Here is a 23903-nt window from a genome sequence, read left to right on the forward strand (position 1 = left end):
CTCCTAAAAGGCAAGTTGTTCAAAATGGATTTGCGATTGAACCATTCCTAACTGCTGTAAATGGGTGGTCGTTGAAGAAATCATCCCTTTCGGACCACATAGATAAAACGACCATTGTGATTGTTTTCCTGGTGTCATCGTGTCATTGATAAGCGTTTGATTAATCAATCCTGGGACGAGGTAATTGGGTAGGTTTTCATCATGCACATTAAGCTGTTCGCATATAAGTTGTACTTTAAAATCAACCATGGTCTTTTCAAGCTCAACTAACTCATCGACGTACACCATGCGCGCCTGGTTACGGTTAGCATAAAGCAGCCGAATCACTCGTGGATCATGTTGCGTGGCAAGCTGACGTAATAGACTTAACATCGGCGCAATCCCCGCTCCACCTGCGATTAAGGTTATACCGCTAGCAAGCTGGCTTTGATCTAACGTCATACTGCCGTAGGGGCCATCAACAAACACGGTTTGACCTGCCGTGAATTGATCAAGTGACGAGGTATAATCGCCAAGTGCTCTAATAATAAAGCCTAATTGACCTTGTTCAGCACCTGCCACAATTGAAAACGGATGCTGCTCAATACTGTAAGGGTTGCCCGTAGTATTGAGCCACACAAATTGCCCAGGTTGATATGGCAGAGTATTTGAGGTCGTCGGGGCAATGTTAACCTGCCAATCACACTCATTGATTTTTTCAATGTGAGAAATAGCATAAGGACGTTGCTTAATTAAACGCGGCTTAATCACATAGTTGTAAACAATTAGTGTCATAGACATGGCATAAAGTAGCCACCAAATCCCATTAAACTGTTGATTATACTGGCCATGGCTGCCCACAGTGGTGATATGCAGCGTTGCCAGGGTGGCGATAATGCTAAAGCCAATCACATGCAGAAGACGCCAGGTTTCATAGTTGATATTAAGCTTATCTTTAAACACCGACATCAACACCCATACAGCCATCGTTAGCCAGGCGAGAATTCCGGTTAATAAATTGGGTGACGTGATTGCACTGACGAGGCTGACACTCAAGTCGTCAAATGACATCATTGCTTTAGGAAGTAAAATCAAAATGGGATGTAAGAAAAAGAATAGGCCTAAATACTGCCCGAGCTGCTTGTGCTTGGTGATCCCCCAGTCGATATTGGCGAACAAAGGTAATTGCTTGATGCGACCCGCAAGCGGAAATTGCATAAAAAACACACTCATTGCAAGTAAGTTAACCGCACTTAATATGCTGGTATAAATACCTTCAATTTGCATACCTAAAAGTTGTCCTATGACAACCGGCACGATGACGACTGAGAAATAAGCCACTGCCAACTTGGTGCTTTTAGGCAGTTGTAATGGGTTAATACTGGCTTTAAGGATAGGCAATTTTGTTGCTGTAGGACTGGTCATTATTTGTCTCCATGAGTGTCAGCACCATGGAAAGACTATAAAACTTATGCGGTTAAAAAGGGGTTAACGAACACGTATTTAAGGGTAAAGCTATGCAAAGATAAGTGATAAAAAATCCACATTTACCCAGCAACAAAAAAGATCCACAAGGGATCTTTTATCATTTTACGCCTCGATAGAGACATTAGAGTCGCAACAACCGTTAAGCGTGTTGAGTGGCAAATTGATTCATAAAGTTAACCAGTTTTTGCACACCGGCTAATGGCATAGCATTGTAAATACTGGCGCGCATGCCGCCAACAATACGATGACCTTTTAGCGCAACTAATCCCGCCTGCTCTGCTTGTTTTAAAAACTCGCCGTCAAGAGTGTCATTCACCAATTGGAAGGTGACATTCATGCGCGAGCGATTGTGCGGCGCAACACCATTTTTATAAAATGGATTTGAATCGATACAATCATACAGTAATGCCGCTTTTTGCTGATTAACGTCAGCCATTGCCGTCACGCCACCATTTGCCGCTAACCAGGCAAACACTTCTGATGCAAGGTACCATGCAAACGTTGGCGGGGTATTAAACATTGAGCCATGCTCAACCGCAACACGATAATCCATGATTGATGACTGTGGTAAGCTGGGTAACTTCAGCATATCGTCACGTACAATCACAATCGATAAGCCTGATGGGCCAATGTTCTTTTGCGCACCCGCATAAATAAGCCCATATTTGCTGACATCAATGTCATGCGACATGATGGTTGATGACAGATCGGCCACCACTGGCCATGGGCTCTCTAGTTCTTCAAAGATTTCAATCCCATCAACCGTTTCATTTGAGCAGTAATGCACATAACGATAGTCTTTATCGATAGCATTGAGATCTGGTAAGTTAACTTGATTTAATCCGTCAACATTTTCAACAATATTAAGGCTGTCTATTTGGCTTTCACCAACTAATTTGTGTGCTTCGGTCACCGCAGCAGACGACCACTGGCCACTGACTAAATATAAGGCACGACCGTTATCACCTAAAAAGTTGTTAACGACATTTGAAAACTGGGCGCGGCCACCACCGTGCATAAAAAGCACATGGTAGTTTGTCGGAATGTTCATTAACTGGCGCAAGGTTACTTCCGCTTGCTCCGTTAACGCGATAAATTCCTTACTACGGTGACTAATTTCCATCACGGAAACGCCAAGGCCATTCCAATCAATTAATTCCTGTTGTGCTTTTTGCATCACAGCTTGAGGTAACATCGCAGGACCCGCACAGAAATTATAAATCGCGCTCACAGACAACTCCTTGACTCAGTTTGTATTCATAGCAATCATATTTACTCTCTGATCTGCTCAGATAATCCATACGATTGGTATCATTATGTTTAGCGGTTAATACTAAGGACTTTATTTGCAGTTGAATAGGCCTTTATTTGCCTATTTTGATGAATAATTTTCCGTAAAATAAAACGAGCGCCATTAGGCGCCCGTTATCGATGTGTTGAAGTTAACTGACAGGTTATTCCTGCTCGTCAGCCTCTGCATCATCTTCTACATCAGAACTTGCAGACTCAACTGTTTCACCTTCGGCGACTTCGCCTTCAATGATGTCAGCAGGCACGATGACATTGCCTTCTTCATCTAACAACTCTTCTGTTTGGATTTCATCAATACGCTGCAAACCAACGACTTTCTCGTCATCTGCGGTACGAATGATGGTCACACCTTGTGTGTTACGGCCAATAATTGATACGCCTTCAGCAGGTGTACGAACCAATGTGCCTTTGTCACTGATTAGCATGATTTCGTCGAAATCACCAACTTGAACCGCACCGACAACTGAACCGTTACGCTCGCTCACTTTAATCGATACCACACCTTTAGTGCCACGGCTCTTCGCTGGGTATTCACTTAGCTCTGTACGCTTACCGTAACCATTTTCAGTTACCGTTAAGATTGCGCCATCACCTTTAGGAACAATCAGTGAAACCACTTTTTGACCGTCTTCAAGCTTAATACCACGAACACCCGTTGCTGTACGGCCCATTGGACGTAGAGCAATGATTTCTTCGCCAGTTTCAGCATCAATCTTCACTTCACCAGTCACTGAGTCACGGGCTTTTTCGTTAAAGCGAACCACTTTACCTTCGTTAGAGAACAACATGATGTCGTCGCTACCTTCAGTAATATCAACACCAATCAATTGATCGCCGTCTTTTAGGTTTACAGCAATAATGCCGTTTGCACGAGGGTTACTGTAAGCCGTTAATGCTGTTTTCTTAACGGTGCCGTGTGCGGTTGCCATGATGATAAATTTATCATCAGCATACTCACGTACAGGTAAGATTGCAGTAATGTGTTCACCGTCAGAAAGTGGTAACAAGTTAACAATTGGGCGACCACGAGCAGTACGGCTCGCAAGCGGTAATTGATACACTTTTAACCAATACATTTTACCAAAGTCAGAGAAGCACAAAATGGTATCGTGAGTGTTAGCAACCAGGAGTTTTTCAACGAAGTCTTCGTCTTTTACTTTAGTCGCCGCTTTGCCTTTACCACCACGACGCTGCGCTTGGTAGTCAGACAATACTTGGTACTTGGCGTAACCTAAGTGCGATAAGGTCACAACAACGTCTTCTTCATTGATTAAGTCTTCAAGACTCATGTCAATTTCATTAGCGTTGATAATTGTGCGACGTTCATCACCGTATTGCTCAAGAATTTCTGCTAACTCTTCTTTAATCACTTCCATTAAACGTTCTGGACTGCGAAGAATTAATAACAATGCCGCAATAACAACTAATAGCTCTTCGTACTCAGCTAAAATCTTGTCATGTTCTAAACCGGTTAAACGGTGTAAACGTAATTCAAGGATAGCTTGCGCTTGTTGTTCAGTTAAATAGTATTTGCCGTCACGGATACCGTACTCAGGCTCTAACCATTCTGGGCGCGCTGCATCATCACCTGCTTTTTCAAGCATGCCTTGTACATGGCCTAATTCCCAACCTTCAGCCACTAATTTAACTTTAGCTTCTGCTGGTGTTGGAGAGGCTTTGATTAATGCAATGATTGGGTCGATGTTAGCCAGTGCAATCGCTAATGCTTCAAGGATATGAGCACGTTCGCGGGCTTTACGTAATTCAAATACAGTACGGCGGGTAACCACTTCACGACGGTGAAGAATAAAGCACTCTAGCATTTCTTTAAGGTTAAACAATTTAGGCTGACCGTTAGTCAACGCCACCATGTTAATACCAAAAGAACACTGCATTTGCGTTTGAGCGTATAAGTTGTTTAATACAACCTCACCCACTTCACCGCGTTTGATTTCAATCACGATACGCATGCCGTCTTTATCAGACTCATCACGTAATCCGCTAATGCCTTCTAATTTTTTATCTTTAACAAGCTCAGCGATTTTTTCAATCAAACGTGCTTTGTTAACTTGATAAGGAATTTCGTGAACAATAATGCGTTCGCGGCCGTTCTCTTCCGTTTCTACTTCCGCTTTCGAACGCATAATTGCGCGACCACGGCCAGTATTATACGCATCGATAATGCCTTTACGGCCATTAATTGACGCAGCTGTTGGGAAATCAGGACCTGGGATATATTCCATTAACTGTTCAATTGATAAGCTTGGGTCATCAATTAATGCTAAACAGCCTTTAACCACTTCAGTTAAGTTGTGAGGTGGAATATTGGTCGCCATACCTACCGCAATACCTGATGAACCGTTAATTAACAGGTTAGGTACACGTGTAGGTAAAACAGCAGGAATAAACTCGGTGCCGTCATAGTTAGGTACGAAATCGACAGTTTCTTTTTCAAGGTCGGCAAGCAGTGAATGCGCCAACTTCTTCATACGGATTTCGGTATAACGCATTGCTGCTGCAGAGTCACCGTCGACCGAACCAAAGTTTCCTTGTCCGTCAACCAGTGTATAGCGTAGCGAGAAAGGCTGTGCCATACGTACAATTGTATCGTATACAGCGGTATCACCATGTGGGTGATATTTACCAATTACGTCACCAACGACACGAGCGGATTTTTTATATGGTTTGTTCCAATCGTTTTTCAATTCGCTCATTGCGAACAATACGCGACGGTGAACTGGTTTTAAACCGTCACGGACGTCAGGTAATGCACGACCTACAATTACACTCATGGCGTAATCAAGGTAAGAATTCTTAAGTTCGTCTTCGATATTAATTGGCGAAATAGATGATGCCAGATCAGTCATAAACTGCGCGTTCCCCTAAAGTGAGCTGACAATAAATCTTCCATATTATTATCTAGCTTAAAAACGTGATTTGGCATTCTAACACAGATATTTAATGTCGCCAGAGCAAACACTAGCCAAATGCCCACTACTGTATAAAAATTATAAAAAAGCTAATATTTTCAGCTGGATTAGATTAATCACACCCTAATATACGAACAATTTTATGCCGACATAAAGGCCAAATTGCTGACGGTTTAAGCGCTTTGTATTATAAAAAATGTTCATACTGGTTCTAAACGGTGATTTTATAAGCAAAGCTAAGTCGCAAAAGCACAATGTTGACTTCTATTCGTGAAGGTTATCGTTATAATAACGCCCATACATTATTAGACAGTTAGGTTAACTTATGTCAGACGCTGAACAATCAACAGCCAATGTTGATCCGCATGAGATCGCAAAATTTGAAGCCATGGCACAAACCTGGTGGGATCTTAATGGCGAGTTCAAGCCATTGCATTTACTTAATCCGCTGCGATTAAATTATATCGACCAAACCGTGAGCGGATTGTTTGGTAAAAATGTCTTAGATGTGGGCTGCGGTGGCGGTATTTTATCTGAAAGCATGGCGCGTATTGGCGCGAATGTTGATGGTATCGACATGGGCACAGAGCCATTAGAAGTCGCCAAGTTGCATGCCTTAGAAGCCGGTATGACTGTCAATTACCTTAAAACCACCGCAGAAAATCACCGTGACACTCACCGAGAATATTATGATGTCGTCACCTGCATGGAAATGCTTGAGCATGTACCAGACCCACAATCGGTGGTCCAAGCGTGCTGCGACATGGTCAAACCCAATGGTTTTGTCTTTTTCTCAACCATTAACCGCAATATGATGTCTTATCTGCAAACCATTATTGGCGCCGAATACTTACTGAAAATGTTGCCAATTGGCACTCACGACCACAGTAAGTTTATTCGTCCATCTGAGTTAATTGCACTAGTCGATAACACGGACTTATTGTGTAAAGATGCATTAGGCATTACTTACAACCCACTGTCTGGCGTATTTAAATACACTAACAGTGTTGATGTAAACTATATGATCGCCACCCAGAAAACCGACTAAATTGGCTTAGCTCAACACGCTTCGCAACAAAAAGCCGATAACGCCATGTGTTACCGGCCCCTTCTCTGTGTTCATCTTCGCGACGGTTCAACGCTGATATAAGGAATAATAAAGTGCATAAACACGATGTTAAAGGGGTGTTATTTGACCTTGACGGCACATTAGCCGATACCGCACCAGATTTAGTCCATGCACTTAACCTCAGTTTAGATGATGCCGGGTTTAGCGCTCAGCCACTGGATAAAATGCGTCATGCCGCATCACACGGCAGTTTGTTCTTAGTTAAAACAGCAATACCCGATGCCGATGAAGCATTGCAAGTGCGTATTCAACAAGGTTTATTACAACATTATGGCCGTATAAATGGCGATCACAGCCGTTTATTCGATAACTTACCTGAACTACTGACATTATTAGACCAGCAAGGCATCCCTTATGGTGTGGTTACCAATAAGCCTGCTCGGTTTGCTCGTCCATTGATCGAAAAGCTTGGGTTAACCTGTCAGTTAAAAGCCATGATCAGCGGCGACAGCACTCGCCATGCCAAACCCCACACCGCACCGATGTTGTTAGCTGCACAACAAATTGCCACGCCACCTGAACATATTTTGTATTTAGGTGATGCAGAACGTGACCTCGTCGCGGCGCACAATGCCAACATGCTTGGAGGCATAGCACTTTGGGGTTACTTATCAGCCACAGATACGCCAGATTTATGGCCATCGAAGCATCAATTTGAACATGGTGAATCCTTGAGGCAATTTTTTAGCGAATAACCCATTTATCATCAGGTCATATCAACGCACGAGAACATGGTTACAGATGAATGTGTCTGTTTGTTGTAGTCCACAATCCACTTTTTTACTTGCGGATCAAATACAGCAAAAGATCAATCTAAAAATGGACATAATTTTTTGATCGCTGCTTATTTTAGCGATCAAAATTTTCTAATCTATCGCATAAAAAAACATCAACCATGAAAAACACTATATAAATTTGGGCTCTAGGGTTAGCCGTTACTAACCCTGCTCTTTATCCTCAACTTATCCACAAGAAGTTAATGTAATTGTGGCTTGCAAATCAGCTCAAACCTCACTATCTTGTATCTCAGTTTATAAATAACACCATATCTTGTGTGTGGGTGACAATCAAAACACTACGCTGTGTGGGTATTAAAAGTGTAGATGTTTACTGAACGTACAGTAGATGTACATTGCCGTAAGTGGCATTCAGGATGATTGTTTTAACATGGAACTGTTTTGTGATTTGTTCTGATCGAATAAAGTAACACTGCATCCTGAACGCGATCACATGACCGGATATCGAACCAAGGCCTCTCTTCAATGAAAAGCAATATGACAGTCACTAAACGCAGTGGCGAACGTGAAACTATCGATTTAGATAAAATTCACCGCGTGATCACTTGGGCAGCCAAGGGATTAAAAAACGTCTCTGTATCTGAAGTTGAACTTCGATCTCACCTGCAGTTTTTTGAAGGCATTCCAACAGAAGCCATTCATGAAACCATTATTAAAGCCGCTGCTGACTTAATCTCGCCAGAATCGCCAGATTATCAATTCTTAGCAGCTCGCTTAGCAGTATTTCATTTACGCAAAAAAGCCTTTGGTCAATTTGAACCACCTAAGTTATATGACCATGTGACGCGTCTAGTGGAAATGGGCAAATATGATAAGCATATTTTGGCCGATTACACGCGCGAAGAAATTGAAACATTAGACACCTATATCGATCACTGGCGCGATATGAACTTCTCTTATGCAGCGGTTAAGCAATTAGAAGGCAAATACCTAGTGCAAAACCGTGTGACTCACGAAGTCTACGAAAGCGCTCAGTTTTTGTATATTTTAGTGGCAGCGTGCTTATTTGCGCGTTACCCAAAAGAAATTCGTCTGAAGTACATTAAAGACTTTTATGACGCGACGTCTCTATTCAAAATTTCATTACCTACACCTATTATGTCTGGCGTGCGCACTCCAACACGTCAGTTCAGCTCTTGTGTATTAATTGAATGTGATGACAGCTTAGATTCAATCAACGCGACCGCATCGTCTATCGTTAAATACGTCAGCCAACGTGCTGGTATTGGCATTAACGCTGGTCGTATCCGTGCGTTAGGTAGCCCTATTCGTGGCGGTGAAGCATTCCACACTGGTTGTTTACCTTTTTACAAGTATTTCCAAACTGCGGTTAAGTCGTGCTCTCAAGGCGGCGTACGTGGCGGTGCAGCAACACTTTTCTATCCGTTATGGCACTTAGAAGTCGAGTCGCTACTGGTGCTTAAAAACAACCGTGGTGTTGACGACAACCGTGTTCGTCACCTTGACTACGGTGTGCAGTTAAACAAATTAATGTATCAGCGTTTGATTAAAGGCGAATACATCAGTCTATTTAGCCCATCAGACGTGCCAGGTCTTTACGATGCTTTCTTTGAAGATCAGGTAGAATTTGAACGTTTGTACTTACAGTATGAGCAAGACAGCAATGTCCGCAAAAAACAAATCAAAGCGGTTGAACTGTTCTCGTTAATGATGCAAGAGCGTGCCTCAACTGGCCGTATTTACATTCAAAACGTCGATCACTGCAATACTCATAGCCCGTTTGATTCTAAAGTAGCGCCAATCAAGCAATCTAACTTATGTTTAGAAATTGCATTACCGACAAAACCATTGAATAACATCAATGATCCAGACGGTGAAATTGCGTTATGTACTCTGTCTGCACTTAACTTAGGTGCCATTGAAGATTTATCTGAACTTGAGCCATTAGCCGATTTAGCAGTACGTGCGCTAGATAACTTATTGGATTACCAAGATTACCCAATTATTGCCGCGCAAACGAGTTCGATGAATCGTCGTACTCTTGGTATAGGCGTGATTAACTTTGCTAACTACTTAGCGAAAAACGGTAAAAAGTATTCAGACGGTTCAGCAAACAACCTGACCCACAAAACCTTTGAAGCAATTCAGTATTACTTATTGAAAGCCTCAATGAACTTAGCTAAAGAGCAAGGTGCATGTCCGTTATTCCACGAGACAACCTATTCGAAAGGTATTTTACCTATCGACACCTACAAACGCGACTTAGATAAGATTTGTGACGAGCCATTACACATGGATTGGGAAACATTACGTAGCGACATTAAGCAATACGGTTTACGTAACTCAACCTTATCGGCATTAATGCCGTCTGAAACCTCATCGCAAATTTCAAATGCGACTAACGGTATTGAGCCTCCACGCGGATTAATTAGCGTTAAGGCCAGTAAAGACGGACAATTAAAGCAAGTTGTACCTGACTTTGACCTCCTCAAAGACAAGTACGAATTGCTTTGGAACATGCCAAACAATGATGGTTACATCCAACTTGTTGGGTTAATGCAGAAATTTATCGACCAGGCTATTTCGGCTAACACTAACTACGATCCAAGCCGTTTTGAAGGCGGTCGTGTACCAATGCAAACCTTGTTAAAAGACTTGCTCAGCGTATACAAACTGGGCATTAAGACATTGTATTATCATAATACTCGCGACGGTGCTTCGGATCAGTTTGACGACATTATTGCCGTCGAAGAAGAAGACGATGGCTGTGGTGGCGGTGCGTGTAAGATCTAGCCCCTTAGTTTTTATAAAAGTATCACTTTATGTATATTTAGCGGGGGCCTTCCCCGCTTTTTGAAAATGCGTTTTCAGGACACCTAAATAATGGCTTACTCAACATTTTGTCAAACACCTAACGATTCGACTAAAGAACCGATGTTTTTCGGTCAATCGGTTAACGTGGCACGCTACGATCAACAGAAATATGAAGTCTTCGAAAAACTCATTGAAAAACAATTATCGTTTTTCTGGCGTCCAGAAGAAGTTGATGTCAGCCGTGACAAAATTGATTTTGGTAACTTACCTGAACACGAACAGCATATTTTCTTATCTAATCTGAAATACCAAACCTTACTTGACTCAATTCAAGGTCGCTCACCAAATGTGGCATTTTTGCCTTTGGTATCGCTACCCGAATTAGAAACGTGGATTGAAACATGGTCGTTTTCTGAAACCATTCACTCGCGTTCGTACACGCACATTATTCGTAATATCGTTAACAACCCATCAGTGGTGTTTGACGATATTGTGCAAAATGACGAAATCTTAAAGCGTGCCGGTGATATTGCCGCTTATTACGATGACTTGATTAACCTTACCCAAATTAATAACTTGTTAGGTGAAGGAACGCACGTCATTAACGGTAAAGAAATCACCGTTAATTCACGTATCCTCAAAAAGTCATTATATTTGTGCATGATGTCAGTCAATGCGTTAGAAGCGATTCGTTTCTATGTCAGTTTTGCGTGTTCATTTGCCTTTGCTGAGCGTCGTGTAATGGAAGGTAATGCTAAGATTATTCGTTTGATATTGCAACAGAACCACTCCCGTAAACACCAATATGAAGACAAAAAACCTTACTTTACATGGCCTTCAGCAAATGACAACTTATGGGCAGCTCCCCATATATGCAAACTTTCCGCTTAATGTTAACTTATGGGCTATAAACTAATATGAAATATTCGACCTTCAATGTCACTAAGAACGACCAACTTAAAGAACCAATGTTCTTCGGTCAAAACGTTAACGTTTCTCGCTATGATCAACAACGGCATGAAATTTTTGAAAAATTGACCGAAAAACAGTTGTCGTTTTTCTGGCGTCCGGAAGAAGTTGATGTCAGCAAGGACAGAATTGACTTTTCGGGTATGACTGATAGTGAAAAGCACATTTTCACATCTAACCTTAAATATCAAACTCTACTAGACAGTGTGCAAGGCAGATCTCCAAATGTTGCGTTATTACCAATTGTATCAATTCCAGAACTTGAAACTTGGATTGAAACTTGGTCTTTCTCTGAAACAATTCACAGTCGCTCATACACTCACATCATCCGCGCACTGTATACAGATCCTAACGAAATTTTCGATGATATTGTTCAGAATCCAGAGATCCTGAAGCGAGCCGTTGACATCTCGAAATATTATGATGATTTGATATTTCATACACAACTATATCAAACGCATGGTGAAGGGATATGCAACGTTAACGGTAAAGAGTTCAATATAACTATCAGAGGGCTTAAAAAGAAACTGTACTTATGCGTTAATTCAATTAATGCTTTAGAGGCTATTCGCTTCTATATAAGTTTTGCATGTACTTTTGCTTTTGCAGAGAGAAATTTAAATGAGGGTTGCTCAAAAATAATGCGTTTGATAAGCAGGGATGAAAGTCTTCACCTAACTGCTACACAACATATTATTAACCTTTGGGCTAGCGGTAAAGATGACCCTGAAATGAAAGAAATATCTATTGAGTGCTTTCAGGAAGCTCAAGAAATATTTCTTGAAGCAGTCAAACAAGAAAAGGAATGGGCTCGTTATTTGTTTAAAGATGGGTCAATGATCGGTCTTAACGAAACGATGCTATGTGAATATGTGGATTACATCGCTAATCAAAGGATGTCAGCGATCGGGATGCCAAAAATGTTTGAAGTCAAAAGTAACCCCTTACCTTGGATGGATAAATATTTAAAATCCGATAACGTACAGGTTGCACCACAGGAGGTTGAAGTCAGCTCGTACTTAGTTGGGCAAATTGACTCCACTGTATCGGATGGTGCGTTTGATGAATTTGACCTTTAAGGTTAATGCTAATGATCAGCAACTGGTCTTTCGTGAAATCGAAGACCAGACGTTGCTTCAATGCTTACACAACAATGGAATTAAATCTACGCATCATTGCAAAGATGGTTATTGCGGCACTTGTCGAGCAAAATTAAAATCAGGCTCTATCAAATACTTAAAAAGTCCTCTTGCTAGTCTGCGCGAGGGCGAAATACTTACGTGTTGCACTAAACCATCCTCTGATTTAGAAATCGAAGTATCTTTATAATAAAATGTCTAATTGTTTGGAATGTATAAAATAGTCTGAACATCGCCTTTTTAGTATAATTATTGTAATTTTGAGTAGGTTACTCAAGATTACAATAATTTTTCATAGGGTCAATTATCGCTTAGATCATATATACAAGGCTCACTGGGCGGAAAATCTGTCATGTCTGCGTCATATGAGTTTGAATATGCTACGAGCAGAGGCGACGAAGATAAGCATTGTTGGAAAACAAAAGCGATGCATGATGAATCCATCGATGCTTGAAGCAGCATTAAAGGCTAGATTTAGCTTTGTGGTTAAAATTAAACACTCATGCGGTGATCCTGGTATTTACCTCTTACCATTTTCCTAAACAATTAATGGTATTGTCGATGTAGACCTTTTAGCATACTTACATCTATATATTCATGATATTATCAACTTATTTACCCGTCTCTTATAATGATAAACAATACTTATTTTATGTTATAAAAGATTAACACTTAACATTTTATAAGTAAGTAAAGCATTACTTATTAGTCACTTACAAAGTGATTCATGCGTTACATTATCATTATGTTCAAAATTAACTAAAAATATGAAGGCACATCTAATCTACTTTAACTTGGTACTTATATCTAGAAGGCATTATGTCTTCAAATTCGCAATCAAGTGCTATAGCAATTTTATATAGGGTCTCTAATCTAATATTGACAAGTCCCCTCTCCATTTTTCCATAGTTACCTCTTTCGATACCGACCAATGTCGCAAAATCTTCTTGAGAGTATCCTGAACTTTTACGTTTTGACCTCAACATTTTGCCAAACTGGGCAACTAAATCATTCACCTTAACACTCCTTCAGGTAAATTGTTTAGATTTTCATATTGAGGTGAAAAGCACCACGCCCTATAATACCCATTATTAAGTTTATTTTAGGTTAGGTCATCATGTTAGACCCAGTTGTAGCTCAAATAATTAAAGCAGTGAACTTCGACAATTTCACAACGAGTGAAGTGAGATCTGCTTTTTTCGCTTTGAAGAAAGATCCGAAACTTGAGCCTACCCATGTAAGACGAATGATCTATGCTGAACTTATAAAACTCGTTAAGACTGGATGGCTGAAAAAGAACATTCCTAAGTTAAAAGGTCAAACCAAGTTCAGTAAAACGAAACTGTTCGATCCCAAAAGCATACCTATTAAGCCTATAGTGATTGAGAATATTAATACTGCTACATCAGATAACAACCATCAAAAACTAACCAGAAAATTGAATGCTTACAAGACAGAGCTGTTACAAAACTTAGGTGAATCAGAAGCATACAATGATATCTATCGCGATATGCCGGAGCTAATTTCTGAAATTCAACCTAAATACGACATAGCAAGAGATAATGCTACCAAGCTGCTTGGTAAAATTAAGGCTGTAGAAGAGATGATTAAACAGAGACCAATATGAAACTTAGAGCCTGGCAATCGGAATGCATTACGAAAATTTTAGAACAATATAACAACGGAAAAAATCATTTTTTAACTCTTGCAACACCCGGAGCTGGTAAAACATTGATGGCCTCGGTTTTAGCTGATCGACTCTTAAAAAGTGATCTGGTTGATTTGGTCCTTTGTTTTTCACCGTCCTCAATTGTGGCTCAAGACTTTGCTGAGAGTATGACTTTGACTATAAAAAGTAAGTTTGATGGTCTAATGGGGGCAAAAGGTGACTCTCTCACATACCAGAGCTTGTTACATCTCGATGAAAATTTTTGGCAATTATTTGATAATAATAGAATGTTGGTAATTTTCGACGAAATTCATCACTGCGCGGGCTCTAATCTTGAAAATGCTAATGCATGGGGTGAGCAAATACTGCTCAATATTCAAAATAAGGCTAAATATACCTTGGCACTAACAGGCACGCCTTGGCGTTCAGATACCGCTCCAATCGTTTTATCTCAATACTTAAATTCAGATAGCAAAATCTCATGTGATTATATCTACGGTCTTGCTGAGGCCCTTAGAGATAATGTATGTCGCTTACCTCAAATTGTTGCCATTGATAACAATCAAATCTCATTAGTAGAGGAAAATGAAACATTAGCTTTTAACAGCTTTAGCGATTTACTTTCAAATTCCAATACAGCCTATCAAGAAGTTATTGAGCATGAAGATGTGATTAGATACCTCATATCAGCGTCAAATATAAAACTGACACAGATTAGGCAGGTAAACCCCGATGCTGCAGGACTTATTGTAGCCTCATCAATTAAACAAGCTTATAGAATTTCATTACTGGTTAAATCATGGTTTAACGAAGATGCCATTGTCGTCACTTGCAAAGAAAACAATTCAAGTAACATCATTATAGACTTTCGTAACACACTGACTAAGTGGATTATTTCAGTAGGCATGATAAGTGAAGGAACAAATATTCCACGCCTACAAATTTGTTGTCATCTGACCAACATTAAAACCGAAATGCATTTTCGACAAATCTTAGGACGAATTTTAAGAGTGACTGAATCGGTCAATCAACAAGCAATTTTGTATATGCCAGCAGAACCAAAGTTGTTGGAGTATGCTTATAGAGTTAAAGATGACATTCCTTTTGAAGCCGATGTTGTTAAATTCCAAACAATGCAATCAAGTGATGTGTTAAGTGAAAAGCTAGACAGTTTACCTGTGTTTTTCGATACCCCTAAGCCGAAACCAATAGATATTGATGCCAATTTAGAGGTAGCTTTTTCTGAGCTTAATGAATCATTTAATAATCCATATTCAGAAACTGTTTATGAAGAATATGCAAATCAAAAACCTGACCATCAATTATCGACGGCTTATAATAGCTGCATAAATATATTAGGTCGTTTCAAACTCGAAGCCATAGCGCTAGGTTTAACTGATTTAAGATAATTAAATACATTAACGAATTTACACGTTATTTTATTGCTAATCATTGTTTAGTAATCTTACCTCTTGTGTTATTAAGTAAGCCAAATTATTTTTAAGATTAGACAGGCAAACGCTACGGATGAGGTTGACGATTAATGGCAAATGGGCAACAAAAAGCACAACAAAACATTGATGCATTTCAAGCATGGAGTGCTACTCAACAAGACGACGACTTTAAACAAATACTATATAGAGGTCAGTTAAGCAGAAATGAAATCGCTAAAGCATTAGGTTGTGGCAGATCTGCGTTGAATCAAAATCCTGATTTACGAAACGCATTAAAACAATTAGAAGATAACTTGCGCGATAAAGGTGTATTACCGCCATTAACCGACATGGCAAAAAGTGAAATTGATAAGCCCAAACCATACGATAACAAGGCCAATCGTAAAGCACTTGACTCAAGGCATTTATCTTCATTAGAGGCTGAAAATATTGAGCTAAAAGCCAAAGTAAAAGAACTTGAAGGTCAACTTCAGCGATTTGGCGAGTTGTCTGAGACCTTGTCAGAAATGGGGTTTATGCCACGATGAACTCAGTCCTCAACGAAGATCAATTTCGCGTCACCAGCATCCAATTCACCTCAAAAAAATTGCTCATATTCAGCGGTATACCACTTAACAAAAGCTCTTACAGAACCTACAGCGGTAAATACTATGTCACGATAAAAATAAATCCTGACGCATTGCCTACACAACCGGCAATTGGCCAGTATTGGTCTGTAACAGGTGAAAGAAAAATCCAAGACATGGATACGGGTGATTACCTCATGAAGCAACATGTCTATGAGTCACCAGAACATGTTGAATGTCGATTACCAGAAACAGGCGAACAATTGATCCGATTCATCGCCAGTGAAAATGCATTCAAAGGTATTGTTGAAAGTAAAGCCAGGGCGCTTTGGGAGCGTCTAGGCAAAACATTTCACGCAACGTTAATCAATGACACTCCCGAGTCAAGAACGTTACTTAAAGACATACTGAGCGAAGATTCCATTACCTCGTTATTTGAGGGCTATGCTAAATACAAAAATCTCTCCCACTGTAACTGGATGTCTGAACATAAAATACCAGGCACCGTTCAGCAACGTTTACTCAAGTATCATAATGAGCAATCCATTACCGCGATTAAAGCAAACCCTTACGTATTAATTGGTTTTGGTATGCGTTTTAGTGTGGTTGATGAACTTTTTCGAAAGCAGCTTAAAGGGTCTGTATATGATGACAGACGATTGAGTGCAGCCCTTGAAATAACACTTCGCAAAGAAGTGTCGAAAGGTCACACTTATACCAGTCAAGCCAACTTACGCCCTCTGTTATTCAAGTTACTCCAAGACAAAGAGTTAGTAGCAAAAGCTTTTCAGGCTGGACATGACAAAGCTCAATATTTGTTGAATCACTCAACAGGTACATATCATCCAACGGCCCAATTACTAATGGAAAATGTCGTTGTCAAACGACTTAAGGCGCTTGCAAGTCAAAATAACCTCTATGACGAACACGCTAATTTAGCTTACGGTACTGCGGTTAATGAATTACCTTATGAGTTAACACAGAAACAAATTGAGGCAGTAACGACTTGCTTAGATAACTCTATAAGCTGTATCACGGGGGGGGCAGGAACGGGTAAAACAACTGTGCTAAGGACCGCTTTGCGTGCATATAACACAATGGGATTTCAGATACATGCCGTCGCGCTCAGTGGGCGTGCAGCAATGCGCTTACATGAATCTATTGGTTTTCACACTTCAACAATTGCTAAATTATTGAGAAATAGGCCTATTGATGCTGACCAGCAAAAACATCTGCTCGTTATCGATGAAGCCAGCATGATTGATTTACCAACCATGTACCGCTTAGTTAATCATATTCATCCTTCTGTTCGAATTATCTTCACTGGCGATCCAGATCAACTTCCCCCTATTGGTTGCGGTAAAGTGTTAGCTGATATCGTCATTTCTAAAGCAATAGCCAATACAATGCTCGACATTGTGAAACGTCAAGAAGGCGCAACGGGAATCCCTGAGTATTCAAAATTAATTAATCAAGGAATAGTACCAAACCTACTTTCGACTGGAACAATTCATTTTCACGAAACTAATAAACTACAAATAGAACAAGTTTGTTGCGAGTTGTATCAACAATCTCCTCAAAACAGCCGAGTCATGGCTCCGACCAAAAAGCTCGTATTTGAAATCAATAAGAAGTTGCAAGAGTCAATAAATAAAAATGGCTGTATGCTTCAGTACAACATGAATGGTGAGCTGTTTTGTCAATATTTGCGTCTTAATGACGCTATTCTTTTCACTCAGAATATCTACGACAAAGGTATACAAAATGGTTCTCTTGGTGTTCTTACTAGTGTTGAGTTACTTGGGAATACCTATGGAGAAGTAACGCTTGATACCGGTGATAAAATCGAAGTAACTCAAGATGTGTTGGATTGCATGGAGCTGGGTTATGCAATAACCCTGCACAAAGCCCAAGGCTCTCAATTCCCACGTATTATTGTTGTACTACAAAAAGGCAGAATTGTTGACAGAGCCTGGCTATATACTGCGCTCACTAGAGCTGAATCAGAAATCCATATTGTTGGTACGGAAGAGGATTTCAGAACGATTACTGAAGCGGCAAGCCATTCACATCGACGTAATAGCTATCTTGTTGAGCTTTTAAAAGGATAATTATAACACTTCCACTATTTTGCTTTATTGCGGATGCTAGCGGGAAAAGTATTATTTCTCTATCTCCTTGCAGGTAAAAAATGTGTTACTCAAGCTAACTTGAAAATGGACACAAATGAGTTAGGTTATTAACTCTAACTGATGAGTTTCGGATTAAAATTTCTATGGAGATAACGAGACTGTAGAATAACTCTACCAGCCAAATTCAATTAAAAAACGAGCTCCTGAAATCACACCTAAGCGCTTTTAAGGCACTAGGTAATGCATTTGGAACCCATAAAATAGGCTGTGTTTTCTTAACAAAGAGTAATTCTACAGCCTCAACGCCAGCGTAATAGGCGCGAGCTTACGAGCGTCCTAATTGACACATTTGTTAGGCAATTAATTGATGTTGATTTTGGCAAGCTCAACTTTAAACCCCATATTAATTAGCCTTCTTGCATGATGGCGAAGATTTACTTTTGAAAAAAACGGTAAATGAAGGTCCCCGGCATTTTTTTGCATAATAGCGAGAACAATCCTATACTTTCGAGGACTATCTTCGCTATTAAAGTTTACGCTTAAATAGGTTTCCTCTAGGTGTTTATTAACCTGGTCTTGCACACTCGGGTCATTCATCAGAAAGTCGGTTGCGACAGATGCTTGTGAAAATAGGTGACTTAAAACAGATGAAGAGCCATATTTTTTTACATGAATGAATGCATCGCACTGGGAAAGCAAATCACAAAATTCGAGCCTATTACCAGTACCTTTAGGGTGAATCCACTGCTGATCAAGAAGCGCAAAATTTTCGCCATCGGCTATTTCCCGCAAATACTCACCTTCGTTCATTCCATTATAAGGAGGGAAATCAATTTGAGACCTGGCTAGAGAATTGAAGAAATTGTTTACAGAGTCCGAAAATTCACTATCAATCCTGTACCATTTCCCATCATTTAAGATATATGTTTCACCATCGATTATTAGCTCACAATTCATACAGTGAAAGATAGGCCAGCCGCCATTGTTTTTTTCTTCTGCATTAAACCTTAATATATCTCTCCTCTTTAGCGCATCAATTGTTATAGGTTTCTTAGGCTTTGATTCAGCGATATAAGTAGATAAATCTAGTTCGCTATGAAAGCAAGGGGATTGATTTTTCTTTATTTTGTAAACAAACCCAGAGAAATCATTGTAATCAATAACCTCTGGCGGAGAAATCCACACATCTTCATATTTTTCCTCGTTTAGGAGTCCAACCATTTCTTCGTTTAACCGTTGCAGTAGCGATGGATCAGAGACAAACTGTATGAAATCCACCCAAGGGTATTTTTCTTGATACTTATCATCTCCGTAAGCCGCAAGCAGGCGTTTTGCTAAGTCTGGGAATGTATCCAATTCGATTTCAGTATTAATTGAAACAGAGTCGCAGCCTGACACAATCTCTGAGCTATCACTATCGTTGTTTTCAACCACAGCACAGATCGATTTCAGTATCTCTTGGTCAAATTCAAAATCAAAGTCATTTACATTTGTATTCTTTGATGTTTGCGATCGCGTATTTAATAAAACCTTTTCCAAAGTCGATTTATCGATAGACTTTATTTGCTCGGAATCCCCAAGGTTAAGAGTTACCTTCAACCCAAATCCACGCTCCACCATAAACGACTTTAACATTGACCTTCCGTGTCCAAAGGTGAACGCAAATAGTCTATTTTCAATATTTACAACTAAAAGGCCTCTAACGCTTTCCGACCTGAAAATATTCGGATCAATGCCATTTATATCATCAAATAGCTTTGACCATTTTGGTTCCGATCGAGATTTTTTGATATAAAGACCGCAGGGAACTCCACCTATTTCTATAGCGGTTCGTTTGGATAACTTTTCTTTATCTAAGGCATCTACCTCATCTATGCCTTCTTTAATCAAGTAACAAACCACATTTAGTTTCATTGAAACGACTCCATGTCAGTTGCCTAACTCCGCCAATACAGGCGAGCGTCAGCGGTCCAGCTTGCTGGCGTTTGTGATTGGCCTTGTTAGGGCTAGTTGATTCTGTACTTTTTTCCATCTTTTTGAATATAAACCGGCTTACTCACAGATTTAGCAATATCATAAATATTAACGTAATCTTCTTCTCGAAAAGATTCAGGGATAAAAGCTAAATAAACTGACAAATTGCCATAAAATATTATTTTACCGCAACATGCTCCTGAAAAATCTTTAGGCCCTATTAGCCATTGAAAAACCTCCGAGTTCTCACCTTGAATATCAGTCTTGGCAATTTCTTTCTCCATTTGCTCAACTGCAAATTCTCTATAACCAGCTCGACCACGATCATTAATTGGGACATACACCACCTCGCATATCACTTTACCTTTGAAACGTTTGCCTAGCCTATGAAAATATAAGCCTCTACCAATTAACTCAAAACAATCATGTAGCCGCTTGAGATCAGGTTTACCCCAAGCGACATCGACAATATTTCCATTTTCCAATTTATGAGATGTTATCTCTGAGTTTTTTAATACCTTTTTAAGTAGTCGACCACCGCTGCGACGTATTGCACGATCAACTTTGGTAAATTTATGCAACATGCCAACATCATTACAACCAATGATTCCTGCTAAGCTAGCAAGCAAAAACTCATCATCATCAGATTTTTTACCGTTATGTTGATCGCAACTTGGAACAGTAATTAAGTCCTTCCTTAAATTCTTTCCTAACTCTGTAGGAAAAAGACATTTTGGAGGTACATGCTCGCGGCTAGTAGCAGGACTGTCACATGCATAACAAGATTCCGAAACTTTACTCATACTATACCTATAGCCTTAACGTCTTAGTATTTATGCGCTAAGCTGTTTGCAGGGCATAAATCACTTATTGGACTTGGCCGATGCCTTATCCAGATTAATTGCTATGCTTCATGCTATAGGAATTTGCTTTTTTTGAGGCAAGGTCTGAGCTGCAGAGCTGTTTTGAGCGAATAATATTGCGTGGTTTCTGCGTATTTCATTGAAAATCCTTTGTCATGGTTGTGTTCCATCGCATCTCTTTAAGTCTAGCTGATTCGAGCAGGCTTAATCATTCCACTAAATCGCAGTTAAGCTCCGCGCAGCGGCTTAGTTCAACATTTTATTAGTGCGCATGCGCGTTTACCTCGTTGGACCTGTGATTACTCACACAGTTAACTTTATGTATGCAACGAACTTATCAGCTTTCTATCAAACACTCCATCAGGAAAAACGCGCAAGCGCGTTTTCCAAAGCTATTACTAAAAGTAAGCTACTATAGTCATCTGATTTTATAGAGTTATATTTGACGCACTGAGATTGTCTTGAAATCATCTCAAAATGTCTAAATTTAAATACGACTTTATACCCATACATTTTTAGCCGATTTATGGTAAGACCAAACATAGGCAAAAAGATAAGAATTTGTATGGCAGCAGGTGTGGGAATTTTCAATTGAACTAACGAGCCGAAACACGGTTTGGGGCAGAAATGTGTCGGCCGAGCCAACTTAAAAATGGACAAAAGTGTGTTAAAGCTAAAGCTCTAATCTTTATGATTCACATTACTATAAGTATGGATAAACATGAAAGTGCCAGAGTTGTGGTCAAATCAACCAGGCCATTAAATTAAGGTTTTAGTGATTAAATTTTTATTGATAAATACGCTTTATATTTCAAGGTTAATAGCTCTTACAATGAGGGGGAAGTCAGCTATTATGTCCTATACTTACAGCTGTAAAAAATGGCCCTAGATTCTAGGGCCAATTAGTATCAGCAATCAGTACCTTCTGAAAGTAAAAGAGCATCTTCCAATTCAACACCAAGATAACGGATTGTATTGTCTGCCTTAGTATGTCCGAGCAAAAGCTGTACTGCTCGAATATTCTTAGTCTTTGCATAGACAAGTGTCGCTTTAGTGCGCCTCATAGAGTGAGTACCGTACAAGCTAGGATCTAACCCTAGATTTGATGCCCACTTCCTGACCAGATACCGATAATATGAATAGCTAATCGGTTGTTGTTTTCGTCTTATGCTTGGAAACAAATAGTCACTAGTCTTTAGAGTAGCTACAAAAATCCACTTCATCAGACTTTGTTGAGTCCTTGCCGTGATCTCAAACTGGACTTCAACATCTGTTTTCTGCTGAATATGCTTAACCCGAGTAAACATCCGATCTTGTGACGATATATCGCAAACCTTCAAAGGAAGTAAATCGCTCGCCCTGAGTTTACTATCAATTGCCAAATTGAGTAACGCTAGTTGCATAAAACTATTTTCTATTTCTAGCCTAGTTCGAATACGCCAAATTTCTTCGAGCCGAAAAGGCTTTTTTACACCGCTGCGGTGTTTTTTATTTAATATGTCCATGATGACCTCCTAATTTATTGATTGGTCATCACAAGTTTAGTTGGTGGAAACATCGATAGAGAGTGTTAAAGCTAAAGCCTTAAATTTCATCATGCATATTACAATTAGGATCGGTAATGTCTGCAATACACTTTGAAAACTGAAGTGATTAAATCCTAGATACCGCATATTTAAAATATTTAATATCGAGTTATCACAACCATTTACTTTGACTGTCAAATAGTATAATTTGTATAATAATTGATTATCAAACTACTTTATTATGAAAACTATTGCTGAAAAATATATCCATCAACATAACTTCGCATCTGTTAATGAACAAAATGTAAGGCGAACATGGTATGTACTTATCATCACAGTCATCACCATGGTCATCGAAGTTATAGCCGGCACTGTTTATGGTTCTATGGCCTTACTCGCTGATGGCTGGCACATGGGAACTCATGCCGCTGCCTTTTGCATCACACTGTTCACCTATAGCTATGCAAAAAAGCATGCGAGTAGTAACAAGTTCTCTTTCGGTGTGGGCAAAGTTGGCGTGCTCGGCGGGTATACCAGTGCAATAGCATTAGGTATTGTCGCTATCATAATGCTAGCTGAATCTTTACATCGTCTACTATCACCTATTGAAATCCAATTTAATCAATCCATTCTTGTTGCTATCGTCGGACTCATCGTCAACATCGCCAGTATGTTTATACTGGGTCATGAACATCACGGTCATGAACATCACGGCCATGACCACAGTGACCACCATAGTCATGAACATGAACATGAACACCATGATCATCATAATGGTCACGATCATAATCTCAAGGCTGCTTACTTTCATGTACTTGCTGACGCATTAACCTCGGTGTTAGCCATTTGTGCACTTCTAGTAGGAAAATTCCTTGGATGGTATTGGTTAGATCCCATTATGGGCATCGTTGGTGCGGTGATTATAACTAAATGGGCATTGGGTCTTATGAAGCAGACAAGCCCAATTCTTTTAGATGAAAACATCGACAAAGAATATCAATTAGACATCATTAACACGATTAATGATGAGCACACTAGGGTTACTGATATCCATATCTGGAAAGTTAGCGCAGATCATTATTCTGCCTCAATAGCATTGTGCACAACAACAGATACCAATGTAGAAACATTTAAACACTCTTTGAATAAGTTTGATAAGCTAAGCCACTTAACCCTCGAAGTGAATTACTGCTAAGGCCCTT

The 23903-nt window shown here is 39.8% G+C and carries 17 protein-coding genes and 2 pseudogenes; 12 read left to right on the plus strand and 7 right to left on the minus strand.

Going from position 1 to position 23903, the window contains the following annotated elements; all coding sequences use genetic code 11:
• Positions 1-3: 3 nt before the first annotated feature.
• From AC19MV_RS14615 to gyrA, 3 genes are all read right to left on the minus strand, one after another.
• Positions 4-1404 (minus strand): ferredoxin reductase family protein, encoded by a 1401-nt coding sequence (locus tag AC19MV_RS14615; protein ID WP_498308450.1) that lies wholly within the window; start codon positions 1402-1404, stop codon positions 4-6.
• Positions 1405-1606: 202 nt separating this feature from the next.
• Complete coding sequence (serC, locus tag AC19MV_RS14620) at positions 1607-2698, minus strand: 3-phosphoserine/phosphohydroxythreonine transaminase (RefSeq protein WP_498308452.1); 1092 nt, start codon at positions 2696-2698, stop codon at positions 1607-1609.
• A gap of 223 nt (positions 2699-2921) precedes the next feature.
• Positions 2922-5645 (minus strand): DNA gyrase subunit A, encoded by a 2724-nt coding sequence (gene gyrA, locus AC19MV_RS14625; RefSeq protein WP_498308454.1) that lies wholly within the window; start codon positions 5643-5645, stop codon positions 2922-2924.
• Between the two features lie 388 nt (positions 5646-6033).
• Here gyrA and ubiG point away from each other — a divergent pair, with 388 nt between their 5' ends.
• The 7 genes and pseudogenes from ubiG to AC19MV_RS14660 all read left to right on the plus strand — a co-directional run.
• Positions 6034-6756 (plus strand): bifunctional 2-polyprenyl-6-hydroxyphenol methylase/3-demethylubiquinol 3-O-methyltransferase UbiG, encoded by a 723-nt coding sequence (gene ubiG / locus AC19MV_RS14630; protein ID WP_498308455.1) that lies wholly within the window; start codon positions 6034-6036, stop codon positions 6754-6756.
• Between the two features lie 113 nt (positions 6757-6869).
• Complete coding sequence (locus AC19MV_RS14635) at positions 6870-7532, plus strand: HAD family hydrolase (protein WP_498308457.1); 663 nt, start codon at positions 6870-6872, stop codon at positions 7530-7532.
• Positions 7533-8099: 567 nt separating this feature from the next.
• Positions 8100-10388 (plus strand): class 1a ribonucleoside-diphosphate reductase subunit alpha, encoded by a 2289-nt coding sequence (gene nrdA / locus AC19MV_RS14640; RefSeq protein ID WP_432402023.1) that lies wholly within the window; start codon positions 8100-8102, stop codon positions 10386-10388.
• Positions 10389-10478: 90 nt separating this feature from the next.
• A pseudogene (nrdB, locus tag AC19MV_RS14645) lies at positions 10479-11183 on the plus strand (class Ia ribonucleoside-diphosphate reductase subunit beta); the annotation flags it as partial.
• A gap of 143 nt (positions 11184-11326) precedes the next feature.
• Positions 11327-12457, plus strand: coding sequence for a class Ia ribonucleoside-diphosphate reductase subunit beta (gene nrdB, locus AC19MV_RS14650; RefSeq protein WP_498308459.1), 1131 nt, complete (start codon positions 11327-11329; stop codon positions 12455-12457).
• Positions 12441-12707: a class I ribonucleotide reductase maintenance protein YfaE gene (gene yfaE / locus AC19MV_RS14655; protein ID WP_498308461.1), complete on the plus strand. Its 267-nt coding sequence runs from the start codon at positions 12441-12443 to the stop codon at positions 12705-12707. Before nrdB (AC19MV_RS14650) ends, yfaE begins: the two co-directional genes overlap by 17 nt.
• Positions 12708-12837: 130 nt before the next feature.
• Positions 12838-13059: pseudogene (locus tag AC19MV_RS14660) on the plus strand (hypothetical protein); the annotation flags it as partial.
• A gap of 237 nt (positions 13060-13296) precedes the next feature.
• Here AC19MV_RS14660 and AC19MV_RS14665 read toward each other — a convergent pair.
• Positions 13297-13533, minus strand: a complete 237-nt coding sequence (locus AC19MV_RS14665; RefSeq protein ID WP_498308462.1) for a helix-turn-helix domain-containing protein — start codon at positions 13531-13533, stop codon at positions 13297-13299.
• A 101-nt stretch (positions 13534-13634) separates the two neighbouring features.
• Here AC19MV_RS14665 and AC19MV_RS14670 point away from each other — a divergent pair, with 101 nt between their 5' ends.
• From AC19MV_RS14670 to AC19MV_RS14685, 4 genes are all read left to right on the plus strand, one after another.
• Entirely contained in the window at positions 13635-14144 is a 510-nt protein-coding gene (locus tag AC19MV_RS14670; protein WP_498308464.1) for a VspR family transcription factor, read from the plus strand.
• Entirely contained in the window at positions 14141-15595 is a 1455-nt protein-coding gene (locus AC19MV_RS14675) for a DEAD/DEAH box helicase (RefSeq protein ID WP_498308466.1), read from the plus strand. Before AC19MV_RS14670 ends, AC19MV_RS14675 begins: the two co-directional genes overlap by 4 nt.
• Positions 15596-15729: 134 nt before the next feature.
• The gene (locus AC19MV_RS14680) at positions 15730-16167 is read left to right on the plus strand and encodes a VPA1267 family protein (RefSeq protein ID WP_498308468.1); all 438 of its coding nucleotides are present in this window, start codon (positions 15730-15732) and stop codon (positions 16165-16167) included.
• Positions 16164-18317: an AAA family ATPase gene (locus tag AC19MV_RS14685; RefSeq protein WP_498308470.1), complete on the plus strand. Its 2154-nt coding sequence runs from the start codon at positions 16164-16166 to the stop codon at positions 18315-18317. Before AC19MV_RS14680 ends, AC19MV_RS14685 begins: the two co-directional genes overlap by 4 nt.
• Positions 18318-18698: 381 nt before the next feature.
• Here AC19MV_RS14685 and AC19MV_RS14690 read toward each other — a convergent pair whose 3' ends face one another.
• From AC19MV_RS14690 to AC19MV_RS14700, 3 genes are all read right to left on the minus strand, one after another.
• Positions 18699-20252, minus strand: a complete 1554-nt coding sequence (locus tag AC19MV_RS14690) for a TIGR04141 family sporadically distributed protein (RefSeq protein ID WP_498308472.1) — start codon at positions 20250-20252, stop codon at positions 18699-18701.
• 92 nt (positions 20253-20344) lie between these two features.
• A complete protein-coding gene (locus tag AC19MV_RS14695; protein WP_498308474.1) occupies positions 20345-21115 on the minus strand; it encodes a hypothetical protein in 771 nt (256 codons plus the stop codon).
• Between the two features lie 968 nt (positions 21116-22083).
• Positions 22084-22680, minus strand: a complete 597-nt coding sequence (locus AC19MV_RS14700) for a tyrosine-type recombinase/integrase (RefSeq protein WP_498308476.1) — start codon at positions 22678-22680, stop codon at positions 22084-22086.
• Positions 22681-22942: 262 nt separating this feature from the next.
• On the opposite strand from AC19MV_RS14700, the gene dmeF reads away from it, so the two are divergent.
• Entirely contained in the window at positions 22943-23896 is a 954-nt protein-coding gene (gene dmeF, locus AC19MV_RS14705; protein WP_498308478.1) for a CDF family Co(II)/Ni(II) efflux transporter DmeF, read from the plus strand.
• The last annotated feature ends 7 nt before the right edge of the window (positions 23897-23903 follow it).

Source organism: Shewanella sp. MF05913, from assembly GCF_059758095.1.